At 63.9% G+C, this 25,135-nt stretch carries 30 protein-coding genes and 1 tRNA gene; 15 read left to right on the forward strand and 16 right to left on the reverse strand.

Features of this window, described 5'->3' with window-relative positions:
- Positions 1-91 precede the first annotated feature (91 nt).
- From AC0IXR_RS17810 to AC0IXR_RS17820, 3 genes are all read right to left on the reverse strand, one after another.
- Positions 92-397 carry a hypothetical protein gene (locus AC0IXR_RS17810; protein ID WP_471761656.1) on the reverse strand — a complete coding sequence of 102 codons (306 nt, stop codon included), beginning with the start codon at positions 395-397 and terminating at the stop codon, positions 92-94.
- A gap of 143 nt (positions 398-540) precedes the next feature.
- Positions 541-804: a hypothetical protein gene (locus AC0IXR_RS17815; protein WP_471761657.1), complete on the reverse strand. Its 264-nt coding sequence runs from the start codon at positions 802-804 to the stop codon at positions 541-543.
- 184 nt (positions 805-988) lie between these two features.
- Positions 989-1,348 carry a hypothetical protein gene (locus AC0IXR_RS17820; RefSeq protein WP_471761659.1) on the reverse strand — a complete coding sequence of 120 codons (360 nt, stop codon included), beginning with the start codon at positions 1,346-1,348 and terminating at the stop codon, positions 989-991.
- 101 nt (positions 1,349-1,449) lie between these two features.
- Between AC0IXR_RS17820 and AC0IXR_RS17825 the strand changes: the two genes are divergently transcribed.
- From AC0IXR_RS17825 to AC0IXR_RS17845, 5 genes are all read left to right on the forward strand, one after another.
- On the forward strand, positions 1,450-1,794 hold the full coding sequence (locus tag AC0IXR_RS17825) for a hypothetical protein (protein ID WP_471761660.1): 345 nt from the start codon (positions 1,450-1,452) through the stop codon (positions 1,792-1,794).
- Positions 1,795-1,853: 59 nt separating this feature from the next.
- Positions 1,854-2,285 (forward strand): hypothetical protein, encoded by a 432-nt coding sequence (locus AC0IXR_RS17830; protein ID WP_471761661.1) that lies wholly within the window; start codon positions 1,854-1,856, stop codon positions 2,283-2,285.
- A 366-nt stretch (positions 2,286-2,651) separates the two neighbouring features.
- Positions 2,652-2,882 carry a hypothetical protein gene (locus AC0IXR_RS17835; RefSeq protein ID WP_471761663.1) on the forward strand — a complete coding sequence of 77 codons (231 nt, stop codon included), beginning with the start codon at positions 2,652-2,654 and terminating at the stop codon, positions 2,880-2,882.
- 692 nt (positions 2,883-3,574) lie between these two features.
- Positions 3,575-3,790 (forward strand): hypothetical protein, encoded by a 216-nt coding sequence (locus tag AC0IXR_RS17840; protein WP_471761664.1) that lies wholly within the window; start codon positions 3,575-3,577, stop codon positions 3,788-3,790.
- 53 nt (positions 3,791-3,843) lie between these two features.
- The gene (locus tag AC0IXR_RS17845) at positions 3,844-4,053 is read left to right on the forward strand and encodes a hypothetical protein (RefSeq protein ID WP_471761665.1); all 210 of its coding nucleotides are present in this window, start codon (positions 3,844-3,846) and stop codon (positions 4,051-4,053) included.
- Here AC0IXR_RS17845 and AC0IXR_RS17850 read toward each other — a convergent pair.
- The 4 genes from AC0IXR_RS17850 to AC0IXR_RS17865 form a co-directional block, all read right to left on the reverse strand.
- Positions 4,050-4,274, reverse strand: a complete 225-nt coding sequence (locus AC0IXR_RS17850; RefSeq protein ID WP_471761666.1) for a hypothetical protein — start codon at positions 4,272-4,274, stop codon at positions 4,050-4,052. The genes AC0IXR_RS17845 and AC0IXR_RS17850 overlap by 4 nt on opposite strands.
- The gene (locus tag AC0IXR_RS17855) at positions 4,261-4,470 is read right to left on the reverse strand and encodes a hypothetical protein (RefSeq protein WP_471761667.1); all 210 of its coding nucleotides are present in this window, start codon (positions 4,468-4,470) and stop codon (positions 4,261-4,263) included. Before AC0IXR_RS17855 ends, AC0IXR_RS17850 begins: the two co-directional genes overlap by 14 nt.
- Positions 4,471-4,522: 52 nt before the next feature.
- Complete coding sequence (locus AC0IXR_RS17860) at positions 4,523-4,903, reverse strand: hypothetical protein (RefSeq protein ID WP_471761668.1); 381 nt, start codon at positions 4,901-4,903, stop codon at positions 4,523-4,525.
- Positions 4,904-5,065: 162 nt separating this feature from the next.
- A tRNA-Thr gene (locus AC0IXR_RS17865) sits at positions 5,066-5,141 on the reverse strand.
- A gap of 202 nt (positions 5,142-5,343) precedes the next feature.
- On the opposite strand from AC0IXR_RS17865, the gene AC0IXR_RS17870 reads away from it, so the two are divergent.
- From AC0IXR_RS17870 to AC0IXR_RS17880, 3 genes are all read left to right on the forward strand, one after another.
- Complete coding sequence (locus tag AC0IXR_RS17870; RefSeq protein ID WP_056424570.1) at positions 5,344-5,811, forward strand: tellurite resistance TerB family protein; 468 nt, start codon at positions 5,344-5,346, stop codon at positions 5,809-5,811.
- Between the two features lie 68 nt (positions 5,812-5,879).
- On the forward strand, positions 5,880-6,275 hold the full coding sequence (locus AC0IXR_RS17875; protein ID WP_471761669.1) for a CidA/LrgA family protein: 396 nt from the start codon (positions 5,880-5,882) through the stop codon (positions 6,273-6,275).
- Positions 6,272-6,988, forward strand: coding sequence for an LrgB family protein (locus tag AC0IXR_RS17880; protein ID WP_471761670.1), 717 nt, complete (start codon positions 6,272-6,274; stop codon positions 6,986-6,988). Before AC0IXR_RS17875 ends, AC0IXR_RS17880 begins: the two co-directional genes overlap by 4 nt.
- An 11-nt stretch (positions 6,989-6,999) precedes the next feature.
- Here the strand turns inward: AC0IXR_RS17880 and AC0IXR_RS17885 are convergent, their stop codons facing one another.
- Both AC0IXR_RS17885 and AC0IXR_RS17890 read right to left on the reverse strand, forming a co-directional pair.
- Positions 7,000-9,111: an ABC transporter ATP-binding protein/permease gene (locus AC0IXR_RS17885; protein ID WP_471761671.1), complete on the reverse strand. Its 2,112-nt coding sequence runs from the start codon at positions 9,109-9,111 to the stop codon at positions 7,000-7,002.
- 143 nt (positions 9,112-9,254) lie between these two features.
- On the reverse strand, positions 9,255-9,587 hold the full coding sequence (locus AC0IXR_RS17890; RefSeq protein WP_246748126.1) for an HdeA family protein: 333 nt from the start codon (positions 9,585-9,587) through the stop codon (positions 9,255-9,257).
- A 302-nt stretch (positions 9,588-9,889) separates the two neighbouring features.
- Here AC0IXR_RS17890 and AC0IXR_RS17895 point away from each other — a divergent pair, with 302 nt between their 5' ends.
- Entirely contained in the window at positions 9,890-10,621 is a 732-nt protein-coding gene (locus tag AC0IXR_RS17895; protein WP_471761672.1) for a hypothetical protein, read from the forward strand.
- 234 nt (positions 10,622-10,855) lie between these two features.
- Here the strand turns inward: AC0IXR_RS17895 and groL are convergent, their stop codons facing one another.
- Positions 10,856-12,499: a chaperonin GroEL gene (gene groL / locus AC0IXR_RS17900; RefSeq protein WP_056424589.1), complete on the reverse strand. Its 1,644-nt coding sequence runs from the start codon at positions 12,497-12,499 to the stop codon at positions 10,856-10,858.
- Positions 12,500-12,592: 93 nt separating this feature from the next.
- Positions 12,593-12,880, reverse strand: a complete 288-nt coding sequence (groES, locus tag AC0IXR_RS17905) for a co-chaperone GroES (RefSeq protein WP_018042554.1) — start codon at positions 12,878-12,880, stop codon at positions 12,593-12,595.
- A gap of 214 nt (positions 12,881-13,094) precedes the next feature.
- On the opposite strand from groES, the gene AC0IXR_RS17910 reads away from it, so the two are divergent.
- The 4 genes from AC0IXR_RS17910 (at position 13,095) to AC0IXR_RS17925 (ending at position 18,656) form a co-directional block, all read left to right on the forward strand.
- On the forward strand, positions 13,095-14,096 hold the full coding sequence (locus AC0IXR_RS17910; protein WP_056424594.1) for a magnesium transporter CorA family protein: 1,002 nt from the start codon (positions 13,095-13,097) through the stop codon (positions 14,094-14,096).
- Positions 14,097-14,272: 176 nt separating this feature from the next.
- Complete coding sequence (locus AC0IXR_RS17915) at positions 14,273-15,721, forward strand: lipopolysaccharide biosynthesis protein (protein WP_471761673.1); 1,449 nt, start codon at positions 14,273-14,275, stop codon at positions 15,719-15,721.
- 88 nt (positions 15,722-15,809) lie between these two features.
- Entirely contained in the window at positions 15,810-16,997 is a 1,188-nt protein-coding gene (locus tag AC0IXR_RS17920; protein ID WP_311274843.1) for an FAD-binding protein, read from the forward strand.
- A 273-nt stretch (positions 16,998-17,270) separates the two neighbouring features.
- Positions 17,271-18,656, forward strand: a complete 1,386-nt coding sequence (locus tag AC0IXR_RS17925; protein WP_471761674.1) for a heterodisulfide reductase-related iron-sulfur binding cluster — start codon at positions 17,271-17,273, stop codon at positions 18,654-18,656.
- 91 nt (positions 18,657-18,747) lie between these two features.
- On the opposite strand, the gene AC0IXR_RS17930 is transcribed toward AC0IXR_RS17925, so the two are convergent.
- Positions 18,748-19,722, reverse strand: a complete 975-nt coding sequence (locus AC0IXR_RS17930) for an MBL fold metallo-hydrolase (RefSeq protein WP_471761675.1) — start codon at positions 19,720-19,722, stop codon at positions 18,748-18,750.
- 86 nt (positions 19,723-19,808) lie between these two features.
- Here AC0IXR_RS17930 and AC0IXR_RS17935 point away from each other — a divergent pair, with 86 nt between their 5' ends.
- Entirely contained in the window at positions 19,809-20,576 is a 768-nt protein-coding gene (locus tag AC0IXR_RS17935) for a helix-turn-helix domain-containing protein (protein ID WP_471761676.1), read from the forward strand.
- Between the two features lie 12 nt (positions 20,577-20,588).
- On the opposite strand, the gene AC0IXR_RS17940 is transcribed toward AC0IXR_RS17935, so the two are convergent.
- The 3 genes from AC0IXR_RS17940 to fumC form a co-directional block, all read right to left on the reverse strand.
- Positions 20,589-20,807, reverse strand: a complete 219-nt coding sequence (locus AC0IXR_RS17940; RefSeq protein ID WP_056424607.1) for a ribbon-helix-helix domain-containing protein — start codon at positions 20,805-20,807, stop codon at positions 20,589-20,591.
- Between the two features lie 157 nt (positions 20,808-20,964).
- A complete protein-coding gene (locus AC0IXR_RS17945; RefSeq protein WP_207413679.1) occupies positions 20,965-21,156 on the reverse strand; it encodes a DUF4169 family protein in 192 nt (63 codons plus the stop codon).
- An 11-nt stretch (positions 21,157-21,167) separates the two neighbouring features.
- Positions 21,168-22,592, reverse strand: a complete 1,425-nt coding sequence (gene fumC / locus AC0IXR_RS17950) for a class II fumarate hydratase (RefSeq protein WP_461234149.1) — start codon at positions 22,590-22,592, stop codon at positions 21,168-21,170.
- Between the two features lie 143 nt (positions 22,593-22,735).
- Here fumC and AC0IXR_RS17955 point away from each other — a divergent pair, with 143 nt between their 5' ends.
- Positions 22,736-24,130 (forward strand): cytochrome P450, encoded by a 1,395-nt coding sequence (locus tag AC0IXR_RS17955; protein ID WP_471761677.1) that lies wholly within the window; start codon positions 22,736-22,738, stop codon positions 24,128-24,130.
- A gap of 45 nt (positions 24,131-24,175) precedes the next feature.
- Here the strand turns inward: AC0IXR_RS17955 and AC0IXR_RS17960 are convergent, their stop codons facing one another.
- Positions 24,176-24,820, reverse strand: coding sequence for an SspB family protein (locus tag AC0IXR_RS17960; RefSeq protein WP_207413685.1), 645 nt, complete (start codon positions 24,818-24,820; stop codon positions 24,176-24,178).
- Positions 24,821-25,135 lie beyond the last annotated feature (315 nt).

The following is a 25,135-nucleotide window of genomic DNA, read 5'->3' on the forward strand; positions in this document are numbered from 1 at the left end:
TTCCACCCAAGACTCTGAACGACTTGACCCCGCCCGGTTAGAACCGGAGCGGGGTTTTCTTATTGCACCTTGGCTCGGCGGTGTCTGTTAATCAGTAGCCGCGATAAGCGGGACGACCATAAGCGGGGCGTCCATACGGACGAGCATACGGACGGCGATAGGCCGGAGCATAGCGGCGTCCCGCTCCATGGTTGATTGAGCCGTTACCACGGCAGCGGCCGGTGAACCGATCCGGGTAATATCCAAGGCCGCAATGGCCGGCGACATTCGTCACAAACCCATCCTCCGAGAGGCCCGCAATCGGTGCGGCAGCGATCGGTGCAGCCTGAGCGGCGGTGCCGAAGCCAATGGCGCTTGCCAGCACTGCGACAGCTGAGAGCATTTTGAACGTCATCATTTTTCTCCAAGGGGCCTTCGGCAGGGCAGTTTCAAAAGCCTTGAGCCGGCGCCTTGGTGAAGCCATACGCCAACTTGATGAACGCAGCCTAATGGCCATGTGCCTTGCGCCCGCCCGGCTCACGCCGCGGCGGGTTTTTCGTCTCACACCACAGTCAAATTTCGTGAGATTTGAATTTTCGCTAAGTCAGTGGGCAATATGGCGGCTTCATTGTATTTGTTGCCTCCAAGGTGAAAGTAGAGAAACCCGCCACTCATGCCGGCACGATACTGCGACCCCTTTTTCAGCAATGTGCTACCGCCAGTTGGGAGCATTGCAGATATATCTTCAATCAGGAGCACCATGTCATCTTTGCCGTTGTTAAGGCGGAAGACTGCAGGGTCCACACCATCTTTCCAATTTTCCATTGCATCTCCTTCCTGCTTTACTAGAGGGCGTCGTCGCGCTTGCGACGCTGGGCAGGGGCTGTCGCCATCTCCGAGCCGTGGCATTGATGGTACCATTCGGTCGGCCTGATTTGGAAGTCGTCCATCCTCACCTCCTCACGTATCGTTCAGCTTCGGCTGGGCTGGGCCGATTTCGTTTTTGGGGCTACGATGGTGTGCCGTGCTCAATGACGCGATCCGCTGCCGTTGGGCGATGTATATGCATATCACCGTCTTCGGGATTGACGATAAGGATCAGGCGATCTGGCTGAACCCACGGCAGCCCAAGGATGAAGGAGACAAGCGCGGCCTCGTCCTCTTCAAGCAGGGTTCGGTAGCCGATCCCGGCGACGAGCATCTGTGGATGCTTCGGCCCGCCGAAATCTCTCTCGACCCTGGCTAAGGAGCCAGCCTCCCGTTCGGCGAGCCACGCGTTGATGCGCTCCTCCAAGACGAGAGGGCCATCCTCATACGTCTCTTCCTCGCTGCATCCCATGCACAGGACCATACCTGTCACTACGCTCATCCGTCTTCTCCTCAAGCCCGGCCGCCGTCAGGGCGGGGAAGGGGCATTGACTATTCTTCCTCGCACCACCAGTTTACCGGTCTAACCTTTGGAGAATAGCCATGTTTCCCGTCAATCTTGCATTAGATATTACTCACTACATTGCCTGCAACACAATCAATGATCCCGCGATTTTAATCACCCCAGGCGACAAAAGATATAGAGACGAAGCCATCGAAGCCTGCAGAGAAGATATGGTTGCAAAAGGCTACGATAGAGCTGCGCCGGAATTAAGCGACAGCGTAATGCGTGATGTGTTTTTCAATGCGCCGAACATAGTCCTCGCTCCGAATGGAAAGCGCGAGCGCCGCACGGGGCAGCGTTCGCCACTCCGCAGAGCGGATCAGTCGGGGGTGATGACGGTCTCGGTGCCGAGCGGCGTTCGCACCCACGCTACCGGTTTCTGATCGTCCAGGCGTTTGACGAGGCCGACCTTCTCCATGAATTAAAATAAAGGAAGCGAATTATGTCAAATTTCTCAATATACGGCGGAGACATCCCGGTACAGGGCGAGGGCGTAGTATCCTTCAACTGTTACGCGATCCTTGCCTCTTATGCCGACAAGAGTGTATTTGTGTACACCCCAATGTATGAGATTGGACAAGGCGAACTAACGTACATTGGGGCTGGGGTAGGAGTTTCTATAATCCCGGATATTAAGAATCGCGGAGAAATTTGCAGGACTCTGCTTGGCTCCAGCGGCTTCACCATCCAGGTTGAACCGATCGCGCTGGAGCAAGTCTTATCCATAGACGGGATCTTCGAGCACGCTGAAGATCACCCTATGGAGATCCCCCCGATTAGGCTGCCGGAGCTCGCGGTCAGATTCCCCACCAGCAAGGGATTCGTAGACGTCACGAACAAGGTCGAGGGTGGCCTAGTCGTGAAGGTTTACTAAGGGGTCCAAAATCCCACGATCGGTGCTGGGTGAATCTTCTCCCAACGCCACCCGCATGATCGGTGACAAAGTCCTTACCGCGGTCAGCAGGTCGATTGTGCTGGTTCAGGCGCCTGTGGAATTCGAGATCACGAAGCGACCGCCCCCACCCCAACATAGGAAGGCGACAGACCGATATGGCCTGATATCGTCCAGCGTCCCGAGAAACTTTGATCACCTGACCCCGCCCGGCGAAAGCTGGAGCGGGGTTTTTTGCTGTGCCGCAAGGCATTAATATCCGCCGTGCAAAATTTCTCGTAAGCGACTTGGCTTGGTGGCAGAATGCATGCTCGCGTCGGCATAGTATGCTCCCAACGGAGATGCCTAATGGACATTACGGATATGCCACGGGTAACGGCAAAATTTTCTCCGAGGCAATCCGGCAATTTAAAGCCGGGTGCTGTTGAGTGCATCGGGAAAGAGGGAGAATTTCACGCGCTTTGGCAGATTGAGGAAGGTCCATACGCCGGGCAAATCGCCTTTTCCCTACCGAGGGATTGGGAAATAGAAGCTATATGGGTCCCGTCTGAGGATTTGATTCTTCAGAAAATACTTTGACAAGCATTTTTATTCAATCAGACCCGTACGGATTGATATAGATTTTCAGTGGCTAGTAGAACGACCTCAATAACATCACGCAACGGCGATATTGATATAGGCTGATCGTACATAAAAAATCGCTCTCCATTTTCCGACAGGAACGAATATTTATGACCGACGCCCGGGGGATCGTAATGAACCCCTCCTGCATTATGTGCTGCGTATAATATTAGATCTTTGACGGACGCAGATTTATCCTTAAATGCCAATATGGCATAGGCTAAAAATTGATCCAGAACGACCATATGGGAATTATTCTCGTTTAACAGGCCCGATGGACTCGAGTAATGCATAATTGGCTTACCAACCACGCCCGGGAACTCTTCATTGGCATCAAATTTCAATAGCGGCTAATAAATTTCTTGCAGTAGGATTTTGTTGAATGGCCTTCAAGTCATCAATGTCGTGCACAAATTGCTGATCTGGACTGAACATGACTCATCCGGTAGCCGTCATTCGCACGGGAGAATGCTTCAGCCGTGATCGTTCGCGCAAGTGCCCTAGGCCATCATCCCATCGGAGAATCTCCTAGACAGCTGTGAGTGAGGCCAGGCTACGTTTCTATAATCCCGGCCATCGTCAGGGCAGCAGGGGAGTAGGCAAAAGACGACACAGGTCTATGCTTCCCTCCCGACTCGGAGGGCTAGGCCATGGAAAGTGATGGCGTTGTCATTGAGTACGATATGCGTCCTGATGGGAACGGCTGGACCGTCTTCAACATAGCAACCGGAGAGCCAGCCCTATGGAAGGGCGTCCGGCAGGTAGAGCTACCGTTTGCCGATGCCGACGACCTCGTGGACCTCTTCAACGCCATGGAGAGGGCCTCGCCGGGATCGTCAGTCACCTGGGCTGATGGCTCCCATTAACCCGGCAGTAACCATATCCGAGCGAGGGTTGTGATCTCTCAAGCTGCATCGTCATGCCTCTTTCGCTCTACCGCATCGGACCTGACGAGCATCACCTGATCCAGGGTGGCGAGGTCGTCGGCAATCTGGCGCGGGAGGAAGGCAAGTCGAGTTGGCGGGTATCGCTGCTTGAGGACGCCGGGACGATCCGGCAGCGTCTGTTCAGATCGTTCGACGCGGCGTTGGAATGGCTGGGCCTGCCGGTTGTGGCTGAGCCGGTTTAGGGCTCCCCACCAAACTCCGCGGTCAGCGCCCGAGCGATGATCTTCGCCATCTCCACCGCTTCGGCCCGCGTGACGCGCTTCGTGCTCTGCCGGCGGATCGGCTCGTTCTCGTAATAGAGATAGGATAGTTTCGTCCCAGCTGCGTCCAGCACGGCGATGGCCTCACCTACTTCGGTGATGCGAAGGGGAAAGCGGATCGTGGGGTGCTTAGAAGCTGCCACTCAGCGGCTCCGGCGCGTCGTTGTCGTGATCCTCGGGAGACGAGCCGCCCTTCAGCATATCGTCCAACATCGAGAGCAGGTCGAGGAGTTCGAGCTTGCCGTCGTTCGTGATGTCGGGCTCGTAGATCCGGCGCTGGATCGTCGCTCTCATGCCGGACAAAGCCTCGATGTATCCCTCGGCGCGTTCGGTGCTCATGATCGGGTTCCTGGCGGTGCCCGCGAGGAGATAGGGCAGGACTTTGGGCCGCCTACCGCCTCTTCGTCCAGATCGGCACCGCGCCCGTCGGCCGGCCGGGCACGTTCCGAAAGTAGCGCGTCCGCGCGAAGCGAATGAAGTCGGGATGAACCTCGGTCACGAGATCGCCGCTCAGAACCATGGCCCCGCAGAAGTCGGAGCGGATCACGCCCAGGTCAGGATGGACGCCAAAAAGCTGCAGCGTCGTCCAGCCAAGCCGGCCAGCCTCGTCGGCATGCTTGTCGAGGAAATCCAGGGAGGCAGCATGAATGGCCGGCCAGGTATTGGGCGTCAGGCCAGAGCAGGGCACTACGCTTGGCTTCAGGTTGAGGAAGGCTTCACGCCAAGCCTGCGGGCTACCGGGTTCGATCTTGAAGGCGGGCGAAGCTGACATCGCCACGGGATAGGGTAGGGCGCGCCCGGTCGCTATGTCTGGGATGCCACAGGCGGCGCCCCGAACTTCCGAGGTCGCTGCTTACCGAAATCGATTTTCGCTTGGTGCTTACCATGTGCTTACCGGAGGCTCTGCCCGGTAAGCACGAAGGGAGCTAAGTGTTGGTGCCGCAAGAGGGATTCGAACCCCCGACCCCCTCATTACGAATGAGGTGCTCTACCAGCTGAGCTATTGCGGCGAGATCCGTAGTGCGACGGCTGGTGTCGCTTCGGATCGTTGCGGCTTCATATCCGCACGCTCGACCGATGGCAAGGCGGCCCGCGTCGTCTTCGTGATGCAACTGTGCCACGGACGGTGCATCACGGTCCCGCGATGCGCCATGCTGCCTTGACGCGGAGCGATGCGGCTTCGAAGGCTCGCGGCACGTTTCAGGAAAAGCCATGTCCCTCATCGCCCGCTTGCGTGCCTATGCTGCCGACGCGTTCGGCCTGTCCGCGAGCCCGGACGATTCGGAAGCTGTAGATGAGCGCTTGGCGGCGATTGCCCTTCTCGTCCATGTGGCACGGGTGGATGGCGTTCTCGACGGAGCCGAGTCGGAGCGGCTCTGCCGCTTGGTCGAGGGACGCTATGCCGGCAACCGCGAGGAGGCCGAAGCGCTGATCGCTCGCGCGGCCGGTGTCGATGCCCAGACCCGCGACATGGCGCTGCTCGTGGAAATGATGGGCCACGAGTTCGGCGAGACGGAGCGCGCGCGGCTGCTCTCCATGGCATGGTCGGTGGCCGGCGCCGATGGCACGGTTCATGAGTTCGAAGAGGCGTTGGTCTGGCGGCTCGGTCGCCTGCTCCGGTTCGATGACACGGCGATCCGTCTCGCCAGGGCCGGCGCAGAATCGGGGGCGGTCTCCTAGCGGCAGCTCGGCAGACGATCCTCGGCTTCGCCGGGCCGGATCAGGCCGGAAGAAAGAATCGCGGCGCGATGATCGTCAGCTTCACCTTGATCCTCCTGGCCCAACTCGTCGGAGAGGTGCTCGCACGTGCCACGGCCCTCTCAGTCCCGGGTCCGGTCATCGGGATGGCACTGCTTCTCCTGTTCATGGTGTTGCGCGACCGCTGGTCCGGCATTGCCTCACGCGTCCTCGCTGCGCCACTCGTGGACGGCACCCTGGAGCGCTCCGGGAAAGGGCTGCTCGCCCATCTGTCGCTGATGTTCATCCCGGCCGGCGCCGGTATCGTCGGACGGCTCGACGTGCTCGAAGCTCACGGCGTGGCGCTGGCCTGCGTCGTTGTCGTCTCGACATTGGCAACCCTTACGGCGACGGCGCTCACCTTCGTCGCCGTCAAGCGTTGGGTCGCCCCGGGGAGGAAGCCATGACCGGCGATTTCGCGCTCTGGGTCTATCTCTCGCGCACGCCCCTGCTGTGGCTGACCGTGACTCTGATGGTCTATGCGGTGGCCGACCGCATCGCCACGGCAACGAACAGGCATCCCCTGGCGAATCCCGTAGTCGTCGCCATCATCCTGATGGCTGGCGTGCTTAAGCTGACCGGAACGCCCTACGCGACTTATTTCGACGGTGCCCAATTCGTTCACTTCCTGCTCGGTCCCGCCACCGTGGCCCTGGCGATCCCGCTCTACGAATACCGCGCCACGGTGCTCCGCTCGTTGGCGCCAATGCTGGCAGCTCTCCTCGTAGGCTGCGTCGTGGCTCTCATCTCGGCCATGACTTTGGGCACGGCCTTCGGCATCCCGCACGATGTCATCGTCGCCCTCGTCCCGAAATCGGTGACGACCGGTGTCGCGATGGGGATTGCTCAGAATCTCGGCGGCGATCCGACCCTCGCAGCCGTGCTGGTGATGTTGACGGGTATGACTGGTGGAATCCTGGTGACGCCGCTCATGAATCTGCTCCGCATTCAGGACATGCGGGCACGAGGCTTCGCCGCCGGTCTCGCCGCGCACGGTGTCGGCACCGCACGGGCGTTTCAGGTGAACGAGGTAGCGGGTGCTTTCGCGGGAATCGCACTCGGTCTCAACGCCTTCATCACAGCGATCCTCGCACCGCTCGCCGTGACGTTTTTGCGCTGACGTCACCCCCCCTATTTGGCGAGCGCAGCTTCAGGCATTTCTGTCGGGATGAAGCGGCCGTCCTGGCCCGGTTTCATGTCGATGCGCGTGTCGTGAAGGGCGTGCAGCGTCGAGCGATGGCCGATGGAAACGATGGTCGTCCCCGGCAACCGCTCGCGCAGCATGCGGTAGATGCCGGCTTCGCTCGGCTCGTCGAGGGCGGCGGTGGATTCGTCGAGGAAAAGCCAGGCGGGCTTCGCCAGCACGGCGCGGGCGATGGCCAAACGCTGCTGTTCACCGCCGGACAGTCGCTGGTCCCAGGCATCGATCTCGTCGAGACGGTCGGCGAGCTGCGGCAGTTGCGCGGCAATCAAGGCTTCGCGGATCGCCTCGTCGGAGAACTGGTCGGTGGTGCTGGGATAGACCACCGCGCCACGCAGGGTTCCGAGTGGAATATACGGCCGCTGCGGCAGCACCAGCGCTGACTGACCTTCGGGCACGTCGATCCGGCCCTTGCCGAACGGCCAGATCCCGGCGATCGCACGGAACAGGGTCGACTTGCCCGATCCAGACGGTCCGGTGACGAGAGTGGCGGCACCCTTGGTGAGGGTAAACGACTTGGCGGAGACAATCTCGCGACCATCGGGCAGCGCCAGGGTCATGCCGGACGCCGTCACGGCCGGGCCCGGTCCACTGCCCTGCACCAAGCCGTATCCGGCGCCGGACAGGGCCTCCGCCTTCGTCATCGCCCGCTTGAATGACGTCAGGCGGTTGGTATTGGCGCGGTACGACGCGATGGTGGTGTAGGAATCGATGAAGAAGGACAGGGAACCCTGGACGCTGCTGAAGGCGTTCGCCGTCTGCTGGAACTGACCGAGGGTAATTTTCTTCAGGAAGTAGGATGGAGCGGCGAGGATGTAGGGAAACACCACGCTGATCTGGTTGTAGGACAGGGTGAAGCTGCCGATCTTGATCCGCCGGTAAATGATGGCGAGGTAGTTCTCGATGATCTCCCGGAACAGCTCGCGCAGGCGCAAGGTCTCCGACCGCTCACCGCGCAGCAGGGCAATCTGCTCGGAATAGATCCTGGTCCGCGCGAGTGAGAAGCGAAAATCGGCCTCCACCTTCTCCTGCCGGAAGTCGAGGCCGATGAGCGGACGGCCGATGAGATGGGTCAGCCAAGTTCCGACCACCGCGTAGACGATGACCAGCCACACCAGGAAGCCGGGCACTACCATGTCGGTGAAGGGAAGAACGAAATCCCGCGACAGCCCCCAAAGGATAACCATGAAGGAAACCAGGGTAGCGGCCTGGGACAGGAGCCGGATCGACAGGCTCGTCGTCTGCTGGATGAAGAGGTTGACGTCGCTCTGGATGCGCTGATCCGGGTTGTCGGCCGGTTCGTCGGTGAAGGGTATGCGGTAATGCGTGCCCCCATCGAGCCAGCGGCTGTAGAGGCTGCGTGCGAGCCAAGTGCGCCAGCGGATGTGCAGCGAAGCATCGACGAAAGTGTCGAACATGCCGATGATGACCCACATCGTCGCAAGAGGCACGAAGATCCAGACGAGCTGATACCAGAATGCGTCGGCGTTATACTCTTGCAGCGCGTTGAAGAGGTCGCGGTACCAGAAGTTCAGGCGCAGTTGTAGCGCAACCTGCGCAAAGGTGATGAAGATCGAAAGCGCAACGAGGCGCCGTGCGACGCGGCCTTCGGTACCGCCGAAGAAACGGAACGGTCGGATTTCCCGGTTCGGCTCCTCGCGTGCGGCGAAGAACGGATCCGCGATACGAGTGATCGCGCGGATGGGTTCGAGATGGGAAATTCCGAACACGATGCCTGCGAAGACCACCGCGCCCGTGGCCGCGAAGGCAGGCGGCAGCAGTGCCGCCAGCGTCTCCGGCAGAAAACCGGATGCCGCAAGTTGCTTAGCACCGGCTAGGAACAAATACCCGATACCGTAGACGGAAACGAACACCTTGAGATAATCTGAGAGCTTGGCGGAGGCAAAAAGGATCACCACCATCGCGAAGCCGCTGAGGCTGACGTAGAGCGGTGTCGAGGTGCCCGGCAGGATCAGAAGAACGAGGGCAAAGAGCGCCGTTATGGCGGCCTGCAGGCCGAGGCCTGTCCTGAGTACGGCCACGCGCGTCTCCTCAACTCGGTAAATTCAAATGTGCGAATGGGTCTTCGCCCGCCGGATTAGCACCCGGTCGTGACGGCGGCAGTGACGGCCGGTCGTGGCGAGATCGTGGCGAGGGCTTCACCCGCCGGATGCGTCAGATCGGATCAGGGCCAATCCCAGTCGCCGTAATCGGGCTCGCGACAGCGGTACCCCACGGGGCATTCCAGATTATCGCGGGTCGGGACGAAACGCAGCTCGGCGATTTCCGTCAGGCCGCAAAGGCTGCGATCGCTGACGAAGCGTTCCGTCTTTACCGGCTGCTCCCCCCTGCCGGACCTATCCGCCTTGCCCACGGACCAGGACAGGACCGCCGATCCGTCGCGCTTCACGAGCGCCATCGCGTCCGCGCAGGACATCCGCGGAGTGGAGGGAGGCGTCTGAGCGCCGGCCGAGGTGGCGATGACGACGCAGACGGCGATGGCGAGGCGTCTCGTCACGATGGATCTGCGCGCTGGTATGTTTCTCACAAGCTTGAGCATGGCAGTTTTGGCAAGCGACGGGAAGGCCTTGCCGTTCGCTCGCCCTATTCCCGGAGTCTATCCACCGCTATCAAACGCACCGAGACAGAATAATCACACACCTGTCCTGACGAGAGCCGACTTTGAGAATGATAACGGCCTGCATGTCGGACGGGGTGGGGGATCGAATGTCGCGGAATAGTGAGGTCGTGGGTGCCGCCGAGAAATTGGCGCGCACGGGATTGGCTCGGCCTCAGGGTCGGGCTTGACGGGAGACGACGATGGCCGCCGGCATCGAAAGCGAGGATATGAGAAACGAGGACGGCACGCCGTCAGTGACGGTGACCGGACCGTCGGGAGGGTCGCGCCGTGCCTTGATACTCCCAGTATCCCTCGCCATGGGCTGGGGCGTTCTCCTCGGCTACAGCACAGTTCTGTTGACGAACGATACACCTGTCCGCCCTGAGACCGGCACGGCACAGGCTGTCTTGAACGAGCCGGGTCCGTTCGAGAACACGGCGGCATCCTCACGCCTGCCCCGTGCCAATGCGCCCTGGTCGGATGTGGGGCTTGGCTCTGCTCACGCTGGAGCGCCTGCCCGGGACAGGCTCGCTGCATCCCCTGCCCAGCCGGGCATCCGGCCGGTCGCGCTCAAGCAGGATACGGAAGTGACGCCACGCGCCGATGCCCCCGCTGCCGCTTCTCCACCGATCGAGGCGGCGGCTTATGTCGGCGTGTGGGGGCCGAACGAGGTGGCATGCCGCCGCGGCGCGCGGCGCCGTGGATACATACCGGCGCGGATCACCGAGAATGGCGCGCGGGCGGGAAACACTGTCTGTACCTTCCGCGACGGACGGCGCATGGGCGCGAGTTGGAGCGTGGCAGCATCCTGCAGCGATGGCGGCCGGCGCTGGACATCCCAAGTGAAGCTGATCGTCGATGGCGACCGTCTGACATGGTCGAGTGCCAAGGGCGACGCCTCTTACGTCCGGTGCAATCGCCGCGCAGGGTAAACACCGCCGATACTGAAGTCTCGCCGGATCTCTTCGCCATGACGGGCTGAAATATCGGGCGAAGGTTTCACGGATTCATGTCGGCCAAATCCGTCCGCGCCACGACATTTAACCGCCCAGCGCCCGATCTTGTCCGGTCATCCGCAACGAAAAGAGGGTCGTCTTGCGACGACCCTCTCCGCTCTCGCGGCGGTAACCGCGAGAGCATCCATTCCACGTGACGATAGCGACGACTTAGAAGTCCATGCCGCCCATGCCGCCGCCGCCCGGCATCTGGGGAGCGCCGCTGTCCTTCTTGGGAGCATCGGCGATCATGGCCTCGGTGGTGACGAGGAGGCCGGCGATCGAGGAGGCGTCCTGCAGAGCGGTGCGCACGACCTTGGCCGGGTCGACGATGCCGGCCTGGATCATGTCGACATACTCTTCGGTCTGGGCGTTGAAGCCGTAGGTGATCGAAGAGGTGTTGTCGGTGATCTTGCCGACCACGATCGAGCCTTCGACGCCCGAGTTGGCGGCGATCTGGCGGATCGGGGCCTCAAGGGCCTTCAGCACGATCTTGATGCCGGCCTGGACGTCCGGGTTGTCGCTCTGGAGAGCGCGGACGGCCTCACGGGCACGGAGGAGGGCGGTGCCGCCGCCGGGGACGATGCCTTCTTCCACCGCAGCGCGGGTGGCGTTGAGCGCGTCGTCGACGCGGTCCTTCTTCTCCTTGACCTCGACCTCGGTCGCGCCGCCGACGCGGATGACCGCGACGCCGCCGGCGAGCTTGGCCAAGCGCTCCTGGAGCTTCTCACGGTCGTAATCCGAGGTGGTCTCCTCGATCTGCGCCTTGATCTGGCCGACGCGGGCTTCGATGTCCGCCTTCTCGCCGAGACCGTCGATGATCGTGGTGGTCTCCTTCTCGATGCGGATGCGCTTGGCGCGGCCGAGCATCGGGAGGGTGACGTTCTCGAGCTTGATGCCGAGGTCCTCCGCGATCATCTGACCCTGGGTCAGGATCGCGATATCCTCGAGCATCGCCTTGCGGCGATCGCCGAAGCCCGGAGCCTTTACGGCAGCGACCTTGAGGCCACCGCGCAGCTTGTTCACGACGAGCGTGGCGAGAGCCTCACCTTCGATGTCCTCGGCGATGATGACGAGCGGCTTGCCGGTCTGCACCACGGCCTCGAGAACCGGCAGCATCGCCTGGAGCGACGAGAGCTTCTTCTCGTGGATGAGGATGTAGGGGTCCTCGAGCTCGGCGACCATCTTCTCCGCGTTCGTGATGAAGTACGGGGAGAGGTAGCCGCGGTCGAACTGCATGCCCTCGACGACGTCGAGCTCGGTCTCGGCGGTCTTGGCTTCCTCGACGGTGATGACACCCTCGTTGCCGACCTTCTGCATGGCGTGGGCGATCATCTCGCCGATTTCCTTGTCGCCATTGGCCGAGATGGTGCCGACCTGGGCAACTTCCTCGGACGAGGCGACCTTCTTGGCGCGGCTCGTGATGTCCTTCACGGCGGCGGTGGTGGCGAGGTCGATGCCGCGCTTCAGGTCCATCGGGTTCATGCCGGCGGCCACGTACTTGGCGCCTTCACGGACGATGGCCTGGGCCAGGACGGTGGCGGTGGTGGTGCCGTCGCCAGCGATGTCGTTGGTCTTCGAGGCCACTTCGCGCACCATCTGGGCGCCCATGTTCTCGAACTTGTCGGCGAGCTCGATCTCCTTGGCGACGGTGACGCCGTCCTTGGTGATGCGCGGAGCGCCGAAGGACTTCTCGATGACGACGTTACGGCCTTTGGGGCCGAGGGTCACCTTGACGGCATCGGCGAGGATGTCGACGCCGCGGAGCATCTTCTCGCGGGCATCTGAGCCGAAGCGTACTTCTTTCGCTGCCATGTATAGATCCTCATTAGGTTGAGAGCCTTGAGGCGCTCACCGAAGGGCGCGCTCGAAAGGCTCGGATGGAAGAAGGAAGAGGGCCGGGTCGCTTTAGGCGACGACGCCCATAATGTCGGATTCCTTCATGATCAGGAGGTCCTGACCGTCGATCTTGACTTCGGTGCCGGACCACTTGCCGAACAGGACGCGGTCACCGGCCTTGACGTCGAGCGGGTTCACGCGGCCGGCCTCGTCACGGGCGCCAGGGCCGACAGCGACGATCTCGCCCTCTTGCGGCTTCTCCTTGGCGGTATCGGGGATGATGATGCCCCCCTTGGTCTTCTCTTCGCCTTCGATACGGCGGACGACGACACGGTCGTGCAGCGGACGGAACTTCATGAGCTGCCCTCTTGCTTCAAATTCATGGATGGCGTTGATGCGGCCGAAGGGCTCGCCCAACCCAGGCTGTTAGCACTCCCGAGCGAAGAGTGCCAAAGCAAGGGCGGAGGTAGGCTTAAGCTCCTTGCGAGTCAAGACGCGGACGACGCGTCATGCCGCGTTTGCGCAGCATGTTCTGCTCTCCGGTCGCTGACAGACGGATGACAATCACCCCATGATCAGCCTTCAGGGACCGCAAGGCGCGGTCGAGCATTCCGGCGCAGCCAATGGCGGCGGCGTGCCGAGCCATGCGATCTGGATCGACCTCAACGATCCGAGTGCCGAGGAAGCGGAGCATATCGAGGCCGCCACCGGCCTGCGCGTCCCATCGCGAAAGGCTCTGAGCGAGGTCGAGAATTCGAGCCGCCTGCGCCGGCTCAAGAACGGTCTTTCGCTCTCCACACCGATGATCACCTTCGACAAGGTGGATTCGCAGCTGACCCCGCTCGGCTTCGTCCTGACCCGGGACCGGCTCATCACCGTCAGGTTCAACGAACTGCGCGCCTTCGAGGAGGTCAAGAAGCGCATCGGCGACGGTGATGGCGCTTGCCAGACCGGCACCGAGATCTTCCTCCTTTTGGTGGAGGAACTGGTGGACAGCCTCGCCGACGCCCTGGAGGAGATGGGCGCCGATCTCGACGCGCTCTCGACCCGGATCTTCGACTTCGACGTGAGGGCAGGGGGCGTCGCCGGCGATTCCGGCAAGACCCCGCGTCGACGCGACCTGGCGCTGCGCCGCATCCTCCGCAGCGTCGGCCGGCGGGGCAAGGCGCTCGGCAAGATCCGCTCGAGCCTGCTTGGCCTCGAGCGCATCCTCCCGTTCGTCGCCGGCGAGTGCGAGCACCTCCTCGGCGCCACGGAGATGCCGCGCTTCGAGACCCTGCGCCGGGACATCGCCTCCCTCGACGAGTTCGAGATCCGCTTGTCGGAAAACGTCCAGTTCCTGCTCGACGCCACTCTCGGCCTCATCAACATCGAGCAGAACAACACGTTTCGCGTGCTCACCGTCGTCTCGGTAGTGGGCGTGCCGCCGACCCTGATTGCGTCGATGTACGGCATGAACTTCAAGCACATGCCGGAACTCGACTGGGCCTATGGCTATCCCTATGGTCTGTCGCTGATCGTCATCAGCGCGATCATCCCCATCGTCTTCTTCAAGCTGCGCGGCTGGTTCTGACGCGCGTTCGATCGAGCGTTTTCGGGGTTTAGGGAAATCTTTTCGGCCCGGCGCACAAGGGCGGCTGGTTCTAACGCGCGTTCGATCGAGCGTTTTCGGGGTTTAGGGAAATCTTTTCGGCCCAGCGCGCAAGGATTGGGAGCATCGCCGGCAATCCGGCGACCAGAGTCGACCGCATGGCCGTAATCGTCGCCTTCATCCTGAATGCCGGGCTCAATTTCGGCCTCGGCCTCCTTCTGGCCAAGCTCATGGGGCCGGCGGATTTCGGCCTGTTCGGCCTCGCCACCACGGGTGCCGTGGTGCTCAACACCCTGGTCTTCGAGTGGCTACGGCTGTCGGCGACACGGTTCTATTCCAACCGCGTCCGGCGCGAGGAACCTTGGATCCGCCATGGGTTGGACCGGGCCTACGCCATCCTGGCCGTCCTCCTCCTGGTCGCATCGGCTCTCTGCGCCGTCGTCGGCGCGACTGTGGAAATGAACACGGAGGGCCGTTTCGCCATCGCGGCTGGGGCTGGGCTCGCCGCCTTCGGCATCGGCCTGTTCGATTATCACGCAGCCCTCACTCGCGCGCGATTCGACGGCGGCCTCTATCTCAAGCTCACCCTCATCAAGAACGGCCTGTCATTCCTGCTCATGGCGGGCGCAGCCTGGCTGTTTCCGCAGCCGCTCTGGGTGCTGGTCGCTTGCGGGCTCAGCCAGTTTCTACCCGTCGTGATGCTGCGCAAGCCGCTGCTCGATCCGCCCCTGCCGATCGTCCGCGTTCAGATGGGGGAGACCTGGCGGCTGTTTCGCGCCTACGGGCTTCCGCTGATCGTGGCTAACGCGATCTACCAGATCACGCCGTTCCTCAACCGGAGCGCCATCGCCATGTCATTCGGCCTGGCGGAGGCCGGCTATTTCACCCTGGCGGCGGATGTCGCCTCACGCAGCCTCAGCATGATCGGCACGGCCCTGGACCTCATTCTGTTCCAGCTCGCCGTGCGGGTGGACGAGCACGAGGGCCATGTGGCGGCCGAGGCCCAGATCGGCCGAAATGCCGCCATCGTGGTGGCGCTCATGGTGCCTTGCGCCGGCGGGCTCTGGGCTGTGCTACCGGCACTCCAAGGGCTCGTGGTGCCGGAGGCTTATCGCGGCCCCTTCGCCCTCTATGCGCTGATCCTCATCCCCGGCCTGCTCTGCGGCACATTGCTCAATTTCGGGCTCAACCCGATCTTCCAGATCCGGCGCAAGACGGTGCCGGTCATCGCTGCCGCCCTTGTCGGCCTTGCCGTGAATGCCATCTGCCTGGTCGTCCTCCCCGCGCATTTCGGCGCTCCCGGCATCGCCATGGCGCAGAGCGCCGGCCTCGTCGCCTCGACGCTCTGGCTCGCAGTCCGGGCCCTCGCGGGTCCGGAGCGCCTGCGGATCGACTGGTGGGAGATCTTTGCCGCCTGTACCGCCACCCTGGCGATGATGGCCTGCCTGGCACCGTTCAGGCACATGGATCCGACCATGGCACTCGCCATCTGCCTGCCTCTCGGTGTGCTGGTCTATGCCCTGCTCGTTGCGGTGTTTGACATCGCCGGATTACGCGGCCTCGTGACGACCTATCTGCGGCAGCGCGCCGTCACCCCGGCGGCGTGAGACAGAACGCACCGCTTGAAAGCGGGGCGTCCCTTCCCGCATATGGTCGTCTGAAGATGCCGTCGAGCATCGCAGCGGGCAGGAAACGATGCGGTCATACGAGCCTCAGGACGAGGGCGAGGCACAAGCCATCGTCGCCGACGCCGCCGGCCGGTCCGAGCCGATGCGGCTCGTCGGTGGGGGAACCAAGGCCGCGATCGGCCGCCCCGCCCAGGACGAAGCCACCCTCTCTTCCCTTCGTCTGACTGGGATCACCCTCTACGAGCCGGCCGAGATGGTGGTCGCCGCCCGGGCCGGAACTCCCCTCGCGCAGGTCCAGGCCTTGCTGGCGGAACGCGGCCAGATGCTGCCCTTCGAGCCGATGGACCATCGCATTCTGATGGGCTCGGCCGGGGAGCCGACCTTCGGTGCCGTGGCAGCGACCAACAATGCGGGACCACGCCGGATCAATGCGGGAGCGGCCCGCGACAGCCTCATCGGCGTCCGCTTCGTCAACGGGCGCGGCGAGGCCATCAAATCGGGCGGGCGGGTGATGAAGAACGTCACCGGCCTCGACCTCGTCAAGCTCATGGCGGGCTCGTGGGGCACTCTCGGCCTGCTCACCGAGGTGACATTCAAGGTGCTTCCCGTCCAGGAACGGGTGACGACCTTGGCCTTCTCCGGCCTCGACGATGCGACGGCGGTGGCCGCTCTCAGTGCCGCCCTCGGATCGCCGTTCGAACTCACGGGTGCGGCTCACCTGCCGAGCGGCCTCGACGGGCCGAGCCCGCGCACTCTGATGCGCCTTGAAGGTTTCTCGGAATCCCTCGATTACCGCCTCGGCGAATTGCGCAAGCTCCTCAGGCGGTTCGGAGAGCCGGAGATCATTGAGGGCGAGATCGGAGCCGTTCTGTGGGCTGCGATCCGCGATGTCATCCCACTGACGGAACCGCGCGCATCCGCCGTCTGGCGAATTTCCACCGCACCGATGCAGGGTCCTGCGGTCACGGCCGCCATCGCGGCGCAGCGCCAGGCGCGTTGGTTCTACGATTGGGGCGGCGGCCTCGTCTGGCTGGCCACCTCGGCCGAGGGCGATGCCGGCGCCGAGACCATCCGCGACGTCCTCCGCACCACCGGCGGGCACGCCACCCTGGTTCGGGCACCAGATGCGGTACGCGCGGCGACCGCCGTCTTCGAGCCTCTGTCAGATCCGCTGCTTCGTATGACGGCTGGGATTAAGGCGGCGCACGATCCGAAGGGGGTATTCAATCCCGGCCGGATGTATGCTGGCATCTGACCCCCGTACGGTTCCCGCCCCAGCAATCCGGTTCTCGCCCGATGCCAGAACCAAGCTTTCAGCATCCGGCCCAAACGTTGACCGCGACAATCTCACCCGCAGCGGCCTCATGATCCTGAATGGCTTTCGCGCTATCCCCGCCGGGTGGGCGGAGGTTTAGAGCCGTTCCAAGGCTCGGCTTCCGCCGAAATTTTCTCTAAGCTGCTTGAAACAGCGCTGGGCGGCGACAGACCACCCAGCAAGAAAACGATATCGGGACCCTGAGGAAACGCCGTGCAGACCAATTTTAGCCTGACGCAGCTTGCCGACCCGGCGATGGCCGCTTCGGAAAAGATCCTGCGTACTTGCGTGCATTGCGGATTCTGCACTGCGACCTGCCCGACCTATCTCCTCCTCGGCGACGAACTCGATTCCCCGCGCGGCCGCATCTACCTCATCAAGGACATGCTGGAAGGCGGCAAACCGGCGACGCCCGAAGTGGTCAAGCATGTCGACCGCTGCCTGTCCTGCCTGTCCTGCATGACGACCTGTCCGTCCGGTGTGCATTACATGCACCTCGTCGATCATGCCCGCACGCATATCGAGGAGACCTATCGCCGGCCCTTGAGCGACAGGCTCCTGCGCAGCGTGCTCGCCTTCGTGCTGCCCTATCCGAACCGCTTCCGCCTCGCGCTTCTGGCCGCCAAGATCGGCTCGCCGTTCCGGCCCCTCGTCGCGCAGTTGCCCCGTGTCGGCAACCGCCTCGCGGCGATGCTCGACCTCGCCCCCGCGCTCCTGCCGAACCGCACCGTCAACGACCGGCCCGGCACCTTCCCGGCCGACAACCGAGCGCGGGAAGCGAGCGCCCTGCTCCAGGGCGAGGCCGCACCCGCCCGCGCCGGCCGGGTCGCCCTCCTGCGCGGCTGTGCCCAGAGCGTGTTGCGGCCGGATTTCAACGAGGCGGCGGTCCGGCTTCTCACCCGCCACGGCGTCGAGGTGGTGCAGGCGAAGGGGGAGGGGTGCTGCGGCGCGCTCACCCACCATATGGGCAAGTCCGAAACCTCCCACGCCCAGGCCAAGCGCACCATCGATGCCTGGATCGCCGAGATGGACGGCGACGGTCTCGACGCGATCATCGTCACGGCCTCGGGCTGCGGCACGACGATCAAGGATTACGGCTTCATGTTCCGCGACGACCCAGCCTATGCGGACAAGGCGGCGCGGGTCTCGGCCGTTGCCAAGGACGTCACCGAATACGTCGCCAACCTCGGCCTGATGCCGCCTCTGTTCGAGAGCGATCTCGTCGTCGCCTACCATTCCGCCTGCTCGATGCAGCATGGCCAGGGCATCCGCACCGAGCCGAAGAACCTGCTGAAAAAGGCCGGCTTCACCGTGAAGGACGTGCCCGAGGGCCATATCTGCTGCGGCTCGGCCGGCACCTACAATATTCTGCAGCCGGAGATTGCCGGGCGCCTCCGCGACCGGAAGGTAGCCAATATCGAGCGCATGCGCCCCGATCTCATCGCCACCGGCAATATCGGCTGCGCCACGCAGATCGGGAACGGCACCAGCATCCCCATCGTGCACACGGTGGAACTGCTGGACTGGGCGACGGGTGGGCCGAAGCCGGCGGTGCTCGAGGGATTGGGCGGGATGCGGGTGCTGGAGGCGGCGGAGTAGTCCCGAACCGCCGCCAAGACCTGCGCATTTCGTCAAGACCTGCGCATGTCCTGTCGATGGCTGGGATCGGCAGCGGACGGGAAGAGAGGGGTCAGGGAGTTCCGGATCCGGTCACCGGAATCCAGCGATAGCCTGTCCCTCGCGGTTCGACATGGCCGAGCGACGGGAACGCCGTGTGATAGCCCGCGACCAGCAGCCTCTCGGTGGCGGCCATCGCGTAGATCGCCCGACGGGTCGCGATGCCCTGATCCTTGTCGAGATCGAACAGGGCGTGCCATTCGGGGTGGCTCAGCGATGCCACCTCGTGATGGGCGCAATCGCCCCATACGAGCATCCGTTGCCCCTCGCTTTCGCAATGGAAGGCAAGGTGCCCCGGTGTGTGTCCGAAGGCGGCCACCACGTCGATGCCGGGCGCGACCGTGTCGCCGGGTCCGACGAGGCGGATGCGGTCGCGCAGCGGGACGAGGTGGCTGCGCACCACTGCGGCCGACCGGTAGGTGTTGCTGTCCGCCGGCGCCGACAGGCGCTCCTCCGCCGTCCAGAAGCGGTATTCCGCCTCTCCCACGACATAGGCCGCGTTGGGAAATTGCGGAACACCGCCCTCCAGGAGGCCGCCGATATGGTCCGTATGGCAATGCGTGATCACCACGAGGTCGATTGCTTCCGGCGCGATTCCGGCGCGCCGTAGCGCCTGACCCAACCGCCCTCCCGCCGGCCTGGGGATGAAGCCGACCTCGCCGTTTCCGGTATCGAAGAGAATGCGTTGTGTGCCGGTCTCGATCAGCGTCGGGGTGAAGCCCGGCGTGAAGCGGTTCGATGGGAGCCGGTTCTCCCGCATCAGCGCTTGCACCTCCTCTCTCGGCCGGTCCTCGCCGACGATCGGCCATGGCCCGTCGATGGTCTCGTCCGCATCGAGCAAGGTGGTGATGGTGAAGGCGCCGAGCCGGATGCGCCGCGATGCAGGTGCCTCGGCAAGGGCAGCCGCCCCGGCCAGGGCCGGCCTCGCGCCGGAAAGAGCGAGGCCCGCGAGGGCGCCCGTGACAAGGCGTCGGCTCAATGTGATCATCGTCGCAGGATCTCCGGTTGACCCCGCCGCGCCGGCGGGCCGCGAGGCGGGGATCACCGGCCTAGCGCGTGGGGAGGGGACACCGCTTGAACGAACGTGCTGGCCCAGCGCTCGGCCCCCTTTGGCACGTCGAGGGCGGGCACACCTTCTTTGCCGGACCGCTCGCCTACAACGCCAGCCACCAGCATGGTGCGCCGGTCTATCTGGCCGGCCTGTATGGATCTTTCCGCATCCGGTTCAGGCCTGGTCCGTGGATCGCCTGCCGCACGGCCTTCGTCCCGGCCGGGATGCGGCACGAACTCGATTGTGCCGGCGATCCCTTGGGCGTCCTCTATCTTGAGCCGGAGGCCGGAGCGCGGGCTCTCCTGGGCCTGATCGCCGCCGGCGAGGACATCGACGGCGCACGCGTCGCCATGCGGGGTGAGATCGAGCCGCTTCGTGCGCTCTACGAATGCCGGCGCGCCACGGTCTGGGCCGGGCAGGCCATCGCCGATCTCGCCGGTTTCGCAATGCGTCGGAACGAACCGACGCTCGATGGGCGCATCACCCGAATCATGGCCGGCCTCGGCACCTGCCAGGACGCGGGCATGTCGGCGCCGCGCCTCGCGGCATCCGTCGGGCTGTCATCCTCGCGGATGCAGCACCTGTTCACCCGCGAGGTCGGAGTTCCATTCCGGCGCTACCGGTCATGGCTGCGCATGCGGCGGGCGATCGACGCCGTCATTCGGGGTGAAACCTTCACGGTCGCAGCCCACGACGCGGCCTTCGCAGATCAGGCCCATTTCGCCAACGCCTTCCGGCAGACGTTCGGCGCACCCGCCTCGGCGAGCCTCGTCGGTATCCGGCGGCCATAGACGCCAGTGGCCTCAGTTCGGCCGGCGCACTTCAGCCAACACGAACACCCTGATCGCCGAGGACAGGTTCTGCGCGCCCCGCGCCTCGTCGATCTCGCCGATCAGCACCTGCACCGACTGCTCGCGGGCGGCGGCGATCTCGCGCAAAGCCTCCCAGAACGGCGTCTCCAACGACACGCTGGTCCGGTGGCCGGCGATCATGACCGAGCGTTTGGTGGTGCCGGTGGTCATCGAGCGCGCAACCCTCCCCCCTCTGCTGGGGAGGGTGCCTGCGGAGCAGGCGGGAGAGGGGGCGACCTCTCCGGAGATGGCGCTCCCCTCTCTCGACCCTCGCTCACGCGAGGGCCACCCTCCCCCGCAGAGGGGGGAGGGGGAACCGTTGCGCTTGTCACCCGTCCGAATCCGGTCCCACGAGCTTGTGGCCCTCGTGGCGCGAGAACTCGATGGCCTTCTTGGCCTCGGCCAGGGTCTTGGCCTTCTTCGGCCGGCCGAAGGCGATGCGGTTGTCCTCCGCCTTCGCCTCCTTCTCGGCCCGCGCCTTGCCCTTGCGGACCGAGCGCAGGTTGATGATCTCGGCCATGAGCTTCCCCGTCAGTCGACGCTCGGTGCCAGCATGGTCTCGGGGCGCACGACGCGGTCGAACTCCTCCTCCGTGACGTAGCCGAGGCGCAGGGCCTCTTCCTTCAGGGTGGTGCCGCGCTTGTGCGCGGTCTTGGCGATCTCGGCAGCCTTGTCGTAGCCGATGGAGGGGGCCAGCGCCGTCACCAGCATGAGCGAGCGGCTCATCAGGTCGGCGATCTTGTCCTCGTTGGCCTTGATGCCGACGACGCAATTGTCGGCGAAGCTCACGGCGGCATCGGCGAGGATGCGGATCGATTGCAGCACCGCATTGGCGATGACCGGCTTGAACACGTTGAGCTCGAAATTGCCCTGGGAGCCGGCGAAGCTCACCGTGGTGCCGTTGCCGATCACCTGGGCGCAGACCATGGTCAGCGCCTCGCACTGCGTCGGGTTGACCTTGCCCGGCATGATCGAGGAGCCCGGCTCGTTCTCCGGCAAGGAGAGTTCGCCGAGGCCCGAGCGCGGGCCGGAGCCGAGGAAGCGGATGTCCTGGGCGATCTTGAATAGGCCCGCCGCCAGGGCCGAGAGCGCACCTTGCGTGAAGACGAGGGCATCGTGGGTGGCCAGCGCCTCGAACTTGTTGGCGGCCGAGGTGAAGGGCAGGCCGGTCAGCTCGGCGACCTTGGCCGCAAACTTCTCCGCGAATTCCGGATGGGCGTTGAGGCCGGTGCCGACCGCCGTGCCGCCCTGTGCGAGAGCCAGCACACCCGGAAGCGTCGCCTTCACGCGCTCAGTGCCCAACGCCACCTGCGCGACATAGCCCGAGAATTCCTGGCCCAGCGAGACGGGCGTCGCGTCCTGCAGGTGGGTCCGGCCGATCTTGACGATGGACGAGAACGCCTCGGACTTCGCCTGGAGCGCGTCGTGCAAGTGCTTCAGGGAGGGCAGCAGCCGGTCGTTGATCTCGCGCGAGACCGCGATGTGCATCGCCGTGGGGAACACGTCGTTGGAGGATTGGCCGCGATTGACGTGATCGTTGGGATGGACCGGCGACTTGCCGCCCCGCTTTCCGCCGAGCAGCTCGTTGGCCAGGCTCGCGATGACCTCGTTGGCGTTCATGTTCGACTGGGTGCCCGAGCCCGTCTGCCAGACCACGAGGGGGAATTCCTGGTCGTGCTCACCGGACACCACCTCGGCGGCGGAGGCGGCGACGGCCTGGGCCACCTTCGGGTCGAGGGCGCCGAGATCCTGGTTCACCAGGGCGGCGGCCTGCTTCACCATCCCGAGGGCATGGACCAGGGGGGCCGGCATCTTCTCGGTGCCGATCTTGAAATTCTGGATCGAGCGCTGGGTCTGCGCGCCCCAGTAGCGATGGGCCGGAACCTCGATGGGGCCGAACGTGTCGGACTCGGTCCGGGTGGCGGACGGTTCGGTGGGGCTTTCGAGCGGCGACATCGTGGCCTCTTAGATGGCGGAGTATGCGGCCCTACTTAGACGGTGCGGGGCCAAACCGCGATGGTGCTTTTACCAAAGGCGTCACAGGTCCGTGCCGGAGTCAGGCACCGCCCCCGCGTCGAATCCAACGAGGATACATGCCGATGCCCGTGGACGCAGCGACCATGGAGCCCGATGCCCGACCGCGTTTCCGTCCTTCCGTTCCCCGCCCGCTTCGCGAGCAGCCGGGGCTGTTCGCCTTCCTGAAGGCGGTGCGCGCCAATCCGATCACCACGTGGCTCGACGAGCATTTCGTTGAGCCGGTCGTGGCGCGAGAGGGTGCGATGGGCCGCGTGACCGTGGTCAGTGACCCTGCCCTGATCCGCTACCTGTTCGTCGAGAACGCCGCCAATTACCGCAAGGACGACCTGCAGCGCCGGGTTCTCGCGCCGGGCCTCGGCAACGGCCTTCTCACGGCGGAGGGCGAGGAGTGGAAACTGCAGAGGCGCACCCTCGCGCCGATTTTTTCGGCCCGCCACGTCCTCGGTTTTGCCGCTCCCATGAATGAGGCCGGGGCAAAGATCGGCCGTCGCCTCGCCCGACGCGATGGCACCACCGTCGACGTGGCGCTGGAAACGACCCGGGTCACCCTCGACGTCCTCGAACGAACCATCTTCACCGAGGGGCTCTCCAGCGATCCCGACGCTCTCGGCCGCGCCATCACGCGCTTCCTCGAATCGGTAGGGCCGGTGGACCCGATGGACGTATTCGGTGTCCCCGCCTTCGTGCCGCGTATCGGCCGCCTCCGGGCGAGGCCCGCGATCCGCTTCTTCGAGGAGGTCGTGAACGCGCTCATCGAGCGCCGGCGCGCGCAACTCGATGGCGGAACGGCGCCTTCCGATCTTCTGACCTTGCTGCTTCAGGCTCAGGACCCTGAAACCGGCAAAGGTCTCAGCGACTTCGAAGTCCGCGCCAACATCGTCACCTTCATCGCTGCCGGTCATGAGACGACGGCGAATGCGCTGACCTGGGCTCTCTATTGTCTGTCGCAGGACCCCGATACCCGAGCTCACGTGGAGCGTGAAGTCGATGCGGTGCAGGGTGATGTATTCGATGCCGACGCACTCCCCTACACCAAGGCGGTGATGGAGGAGACGATGCGGCTGTTCCCGCCCGTTCCGTTTATGAGCCGGCAGGCCATCGCGGAGGATCGGATCGGCCGGATCAAGATCCCGCAGGGATCACTGATCATGGTGGCACCCTACGTGCTCCACCGCCACCGGACGTTATGGCACGAGCCCGAGACGTTCATGCCTGAACGTTTCCTGCCGGAGAACAGAGCGGCGGTGCAGCGATTTTCGTACCTGCCGTTCGGAGCCGGACCGCGCGTCTGTATCGGCCAGAGCTTCTCGCTCCAGGAAGCCGTCATCGTGCTGGCGCATATGATCCGTCGCGTATGCTTCACATTGCCGGCGGATCATGCCCCGGTGACGCCGTTGCAGCGCGTAACGCTCCGGCCAGAACATGGCTTACGGATGCGAGTGGAGCGGCGGGCCTGACCTGACCCGCGGCACCATTATGGGATAAGCGAAGCGCGCTTCGGCTCAGTTCTTCTTGCGGAACGCATCGAGGCTCACGACTTCGGCGCCGGCCTCACCACCCTCGGGCTTCTTGGCCGCTGGCCGGGCCGGCTTTCCGTCCGCGCCATCCTCGGTCTTGTCGAGGTTCTGGCTCGCACCCTGCGCGGGCAGAAGTTTGGGAACGCTTGCGCCGATCGCCGCGACGGCATTGCCTTTCGGCATGATCTCGCTCGGCTCCGATGCGGCGCCACGCGGCGCGTTCTTCGAGCCCGGAACCTGTGGCGCATCGTCCGAAGCGTCGTCCTCAGCCGTTTCGTTCAAGTCGAACTTCAGGCCGAACTGCACGGAGGGATCGAAAAACCCGCTCAGAGCATCGAACGGTACGAGCAGACGCTCGGGTACTCCCGAGAAGGACAGACCGACCTCGAACGCATGTTCGGTGACGCCGAGGTCCCAGAACTGATGCTGGAGGACGATGGTCATGTCCTGAGGGTATTTCTCCCGCAACCGCTGGGACATCCGCACCCCCGGCGCTTCCGTCCGGAACGATACGTAGAAATGATGCTCCCCCGCGAGGCCTTCGCGGGCCGCGTCGGTCAATACCTTGCGCACGACGCCGCGAAGGGCATCCTGAACCAGAAGGTCGTAACGGATCAGATCGTCTGCCATCGCTTGTCGCTTTGCCCGGTACCTGCCGGAATATCGCGCTGGTGGCGCACCGGGTCGGTGAATTGACGTGAAGGCTTGCCGGACTCGGGCCCAGGTTTCAATCGCGCCGTTGCCGCCGTGGTGGCCACGGGGGGCGGTGAATTGACACCGTATCCAAGTACCCAGAATTCTGCTGAAAACGCCTGGGTCCATCGGCTTTCACCGAAGTCTGTCAGGCGCCTAGCCCGGCCTCTCGACCGAGCGGATTGAATATAGAGGGAGAGGCGTCGCTTTTGAAGCCCGATCCTGTCGTGGAGATGTCCGCGGAGCGGGCAA

The organism is Methylobacterium sp. AC832, assembly GCF_979256025.1.

Bases quoted from the DNA above. Each gene is read 5' to 3' on its own strand.
- AC0IXR_RS17915 (WP_471761673.1), top strand. From the start codon at position 14,273: ATGGCCGTAATCGTCGCCTTCATCCTGAATGCCGGGCTCAATTTCGGC.
- groES (WP_018042554.1), bottom strand. From the start codon at position 12,880: ATGAAGTTCCGTCCGCTGCACGACCGTGTCGTCGTCCGCCGTATCGAA.
- AC0IXR_RS17895 (WP_471761672.1), top strand. From the start codon at position 9,890: ATGGCCGCCGGCATCGAAAGCGAGGATATGAGAAACGAGGACGGCACG.
- AC0IXR_RS17870 (WP_056424570.1), top strand. From the start codon at position 5,344: ATGTCCCTCATCGCCCGCTTGCGTGCCTATGCTGCCGACGCGTTCGGC.
- AC0IXR_RS17840 (WP_471761664.1), top strand. From the start codon at position 3,575: ATGGAAAGTGATGGCGTTGTCATTGAGTACGATATGCGTCCTGATGGG.
- AC0IXR_RS17855 (WP_471761667.1), bottom strand. From the start codon at position 4,470: ATGAGCACCGAACGCGCCGAGGGATACATCGAGGCTTTGTCCGGCATG.
- AC0IXR_RS17810 (WP_471761656.1), bottom strand. From the start codon at position 397: ATGATGACGTTCAAAATGCTCTCAGCTGTCGCAGTGCTGGCAAGCGCC.
- AC0IXR_RS17875 (WP_471761669.1), top strand. From the start codon at position 5,880: ATGATCGTCAGCTTCACCTTGATCCTCCTGGCCCAACTCGTCGGAGAG.
- AC0IXR_RS17940 (WP_056424607.1), bottom strand. From the start codon at position 20,807: ATGACCACCGGCACCACCAAACGCTCGGTCATGATCGCCGGCCACCGG.
- groL (WP_056424589.1), bottom strand. From the start codon at position 12,499: ATGGCAGCGAAAGAAGTACGCTTCGGCTCAGATGCCCGCGAGAAGATG.
- AC0IXR_RS17845 (WP_471761665.1), top strand. From the start codon at position 3,844: ATGCCTCTTTCGCTCTACCGCATCGGACCTGACGAGCATCACCTGATC.
- AC0IXR_RS17880 (WP_471761670.1), top strand. From the start codon at position 6,272: ATGACCGGCGATTTCGCGCTCTGGGTCTATCTCTCGCGCACGCCCCTG.
- AC0IXR_RS17835 (WP_471761663.1), top strand. From the start codon at position 2,652: ATGGACATTACGGATATGCCACGGGTAACGGCAAAATTTTCTCCGAGG.
- AC0IXR_RS17815 (WP_471761657.1), bottom strand. From the start codon at position 804: ATGGAAAATTGGAAAGATGGTGTGGACCCTGCAGTCTTCCGCCTTAAC.
- AC0IXR_RS17910 (WP_056424594.1), top strand. From the start codon at position 13,095: ATGATCAGCCTTCAGGGACCGCAAGGCGCGGTCGAGCATTCCGGCGCA.
- AC0IXR_RS17860 (WP_471761668.1), bottom strand. From the start codon at position 4,903: ATGTCAGCTTCGCCCGCCTTCAAGATCGAACCCGGTAGCCCGCAGGCT.
- AC0IXR_RS17955 (WP_471761677.1), top strand. From the start codon at position 22,736: ATGCCCGTGGACGCAGCGACCATGGAGCCCGATGCCCGACCGCGTTTC.
- AC0IXR_RS17830 (WP_471761661.1), top strand. From the start codon at position 1,854: ATGTCAAATTTCTCAATATACGGCGGAGACATCCCGGTACAGGGCGAG.
- fumC (WP_461234149.1), bottom strand. From the start codon at position 22,592: ATGTCGCCGCTCGAAAGCCCCACCGAACCGTCCGCCACCCGGACCGAG.
- AC0IXR_RS17920 (WP_311274843.1), top strand. From the start codon at position 15,810: ATGCGGTCATACGAGCCTCAGGACGAGGGCGAGGCACAAGCCATCGTC.
- AC0IXR_RS17820 (WP_471761659.1), bottom strand. From the start codon at position 1,348: ATGAGCGTAGTGACAGGTATGGTCCTGTGCATGGGATGCAGCGAGGAA.
- AC0IXR_RS17825 (WP_471761660.1), top strand. From the start codon at position 1,450: ATGTTTCCCGTCAATCTTGCATTAGATATTACTCACTACATTGCCTGC.
- AC0IXR_RS17945 (WP_207413679.1), bottom strand. From the start codon at position 21,156: ATGGCCGAGATCATCAACCTGCGCTCGGTCCGCAAGGGCAAGGCGCGG.
- AC0IXR_RS17960 (WP_207413685.1), bottom strand. From the start codon at position 24,820: ATGGCAGACGATCTGATCCGTTACGACCTTCTGGTTCAGGATGCCCTT.
- AC0IXR_RS17930 (WP_471761675.1), bottom strand. From the start codon at position 19,722: ATGATCACATTGAGCCGACGCCTTGTCACGGGCGCCCTCGCGGGCCTC.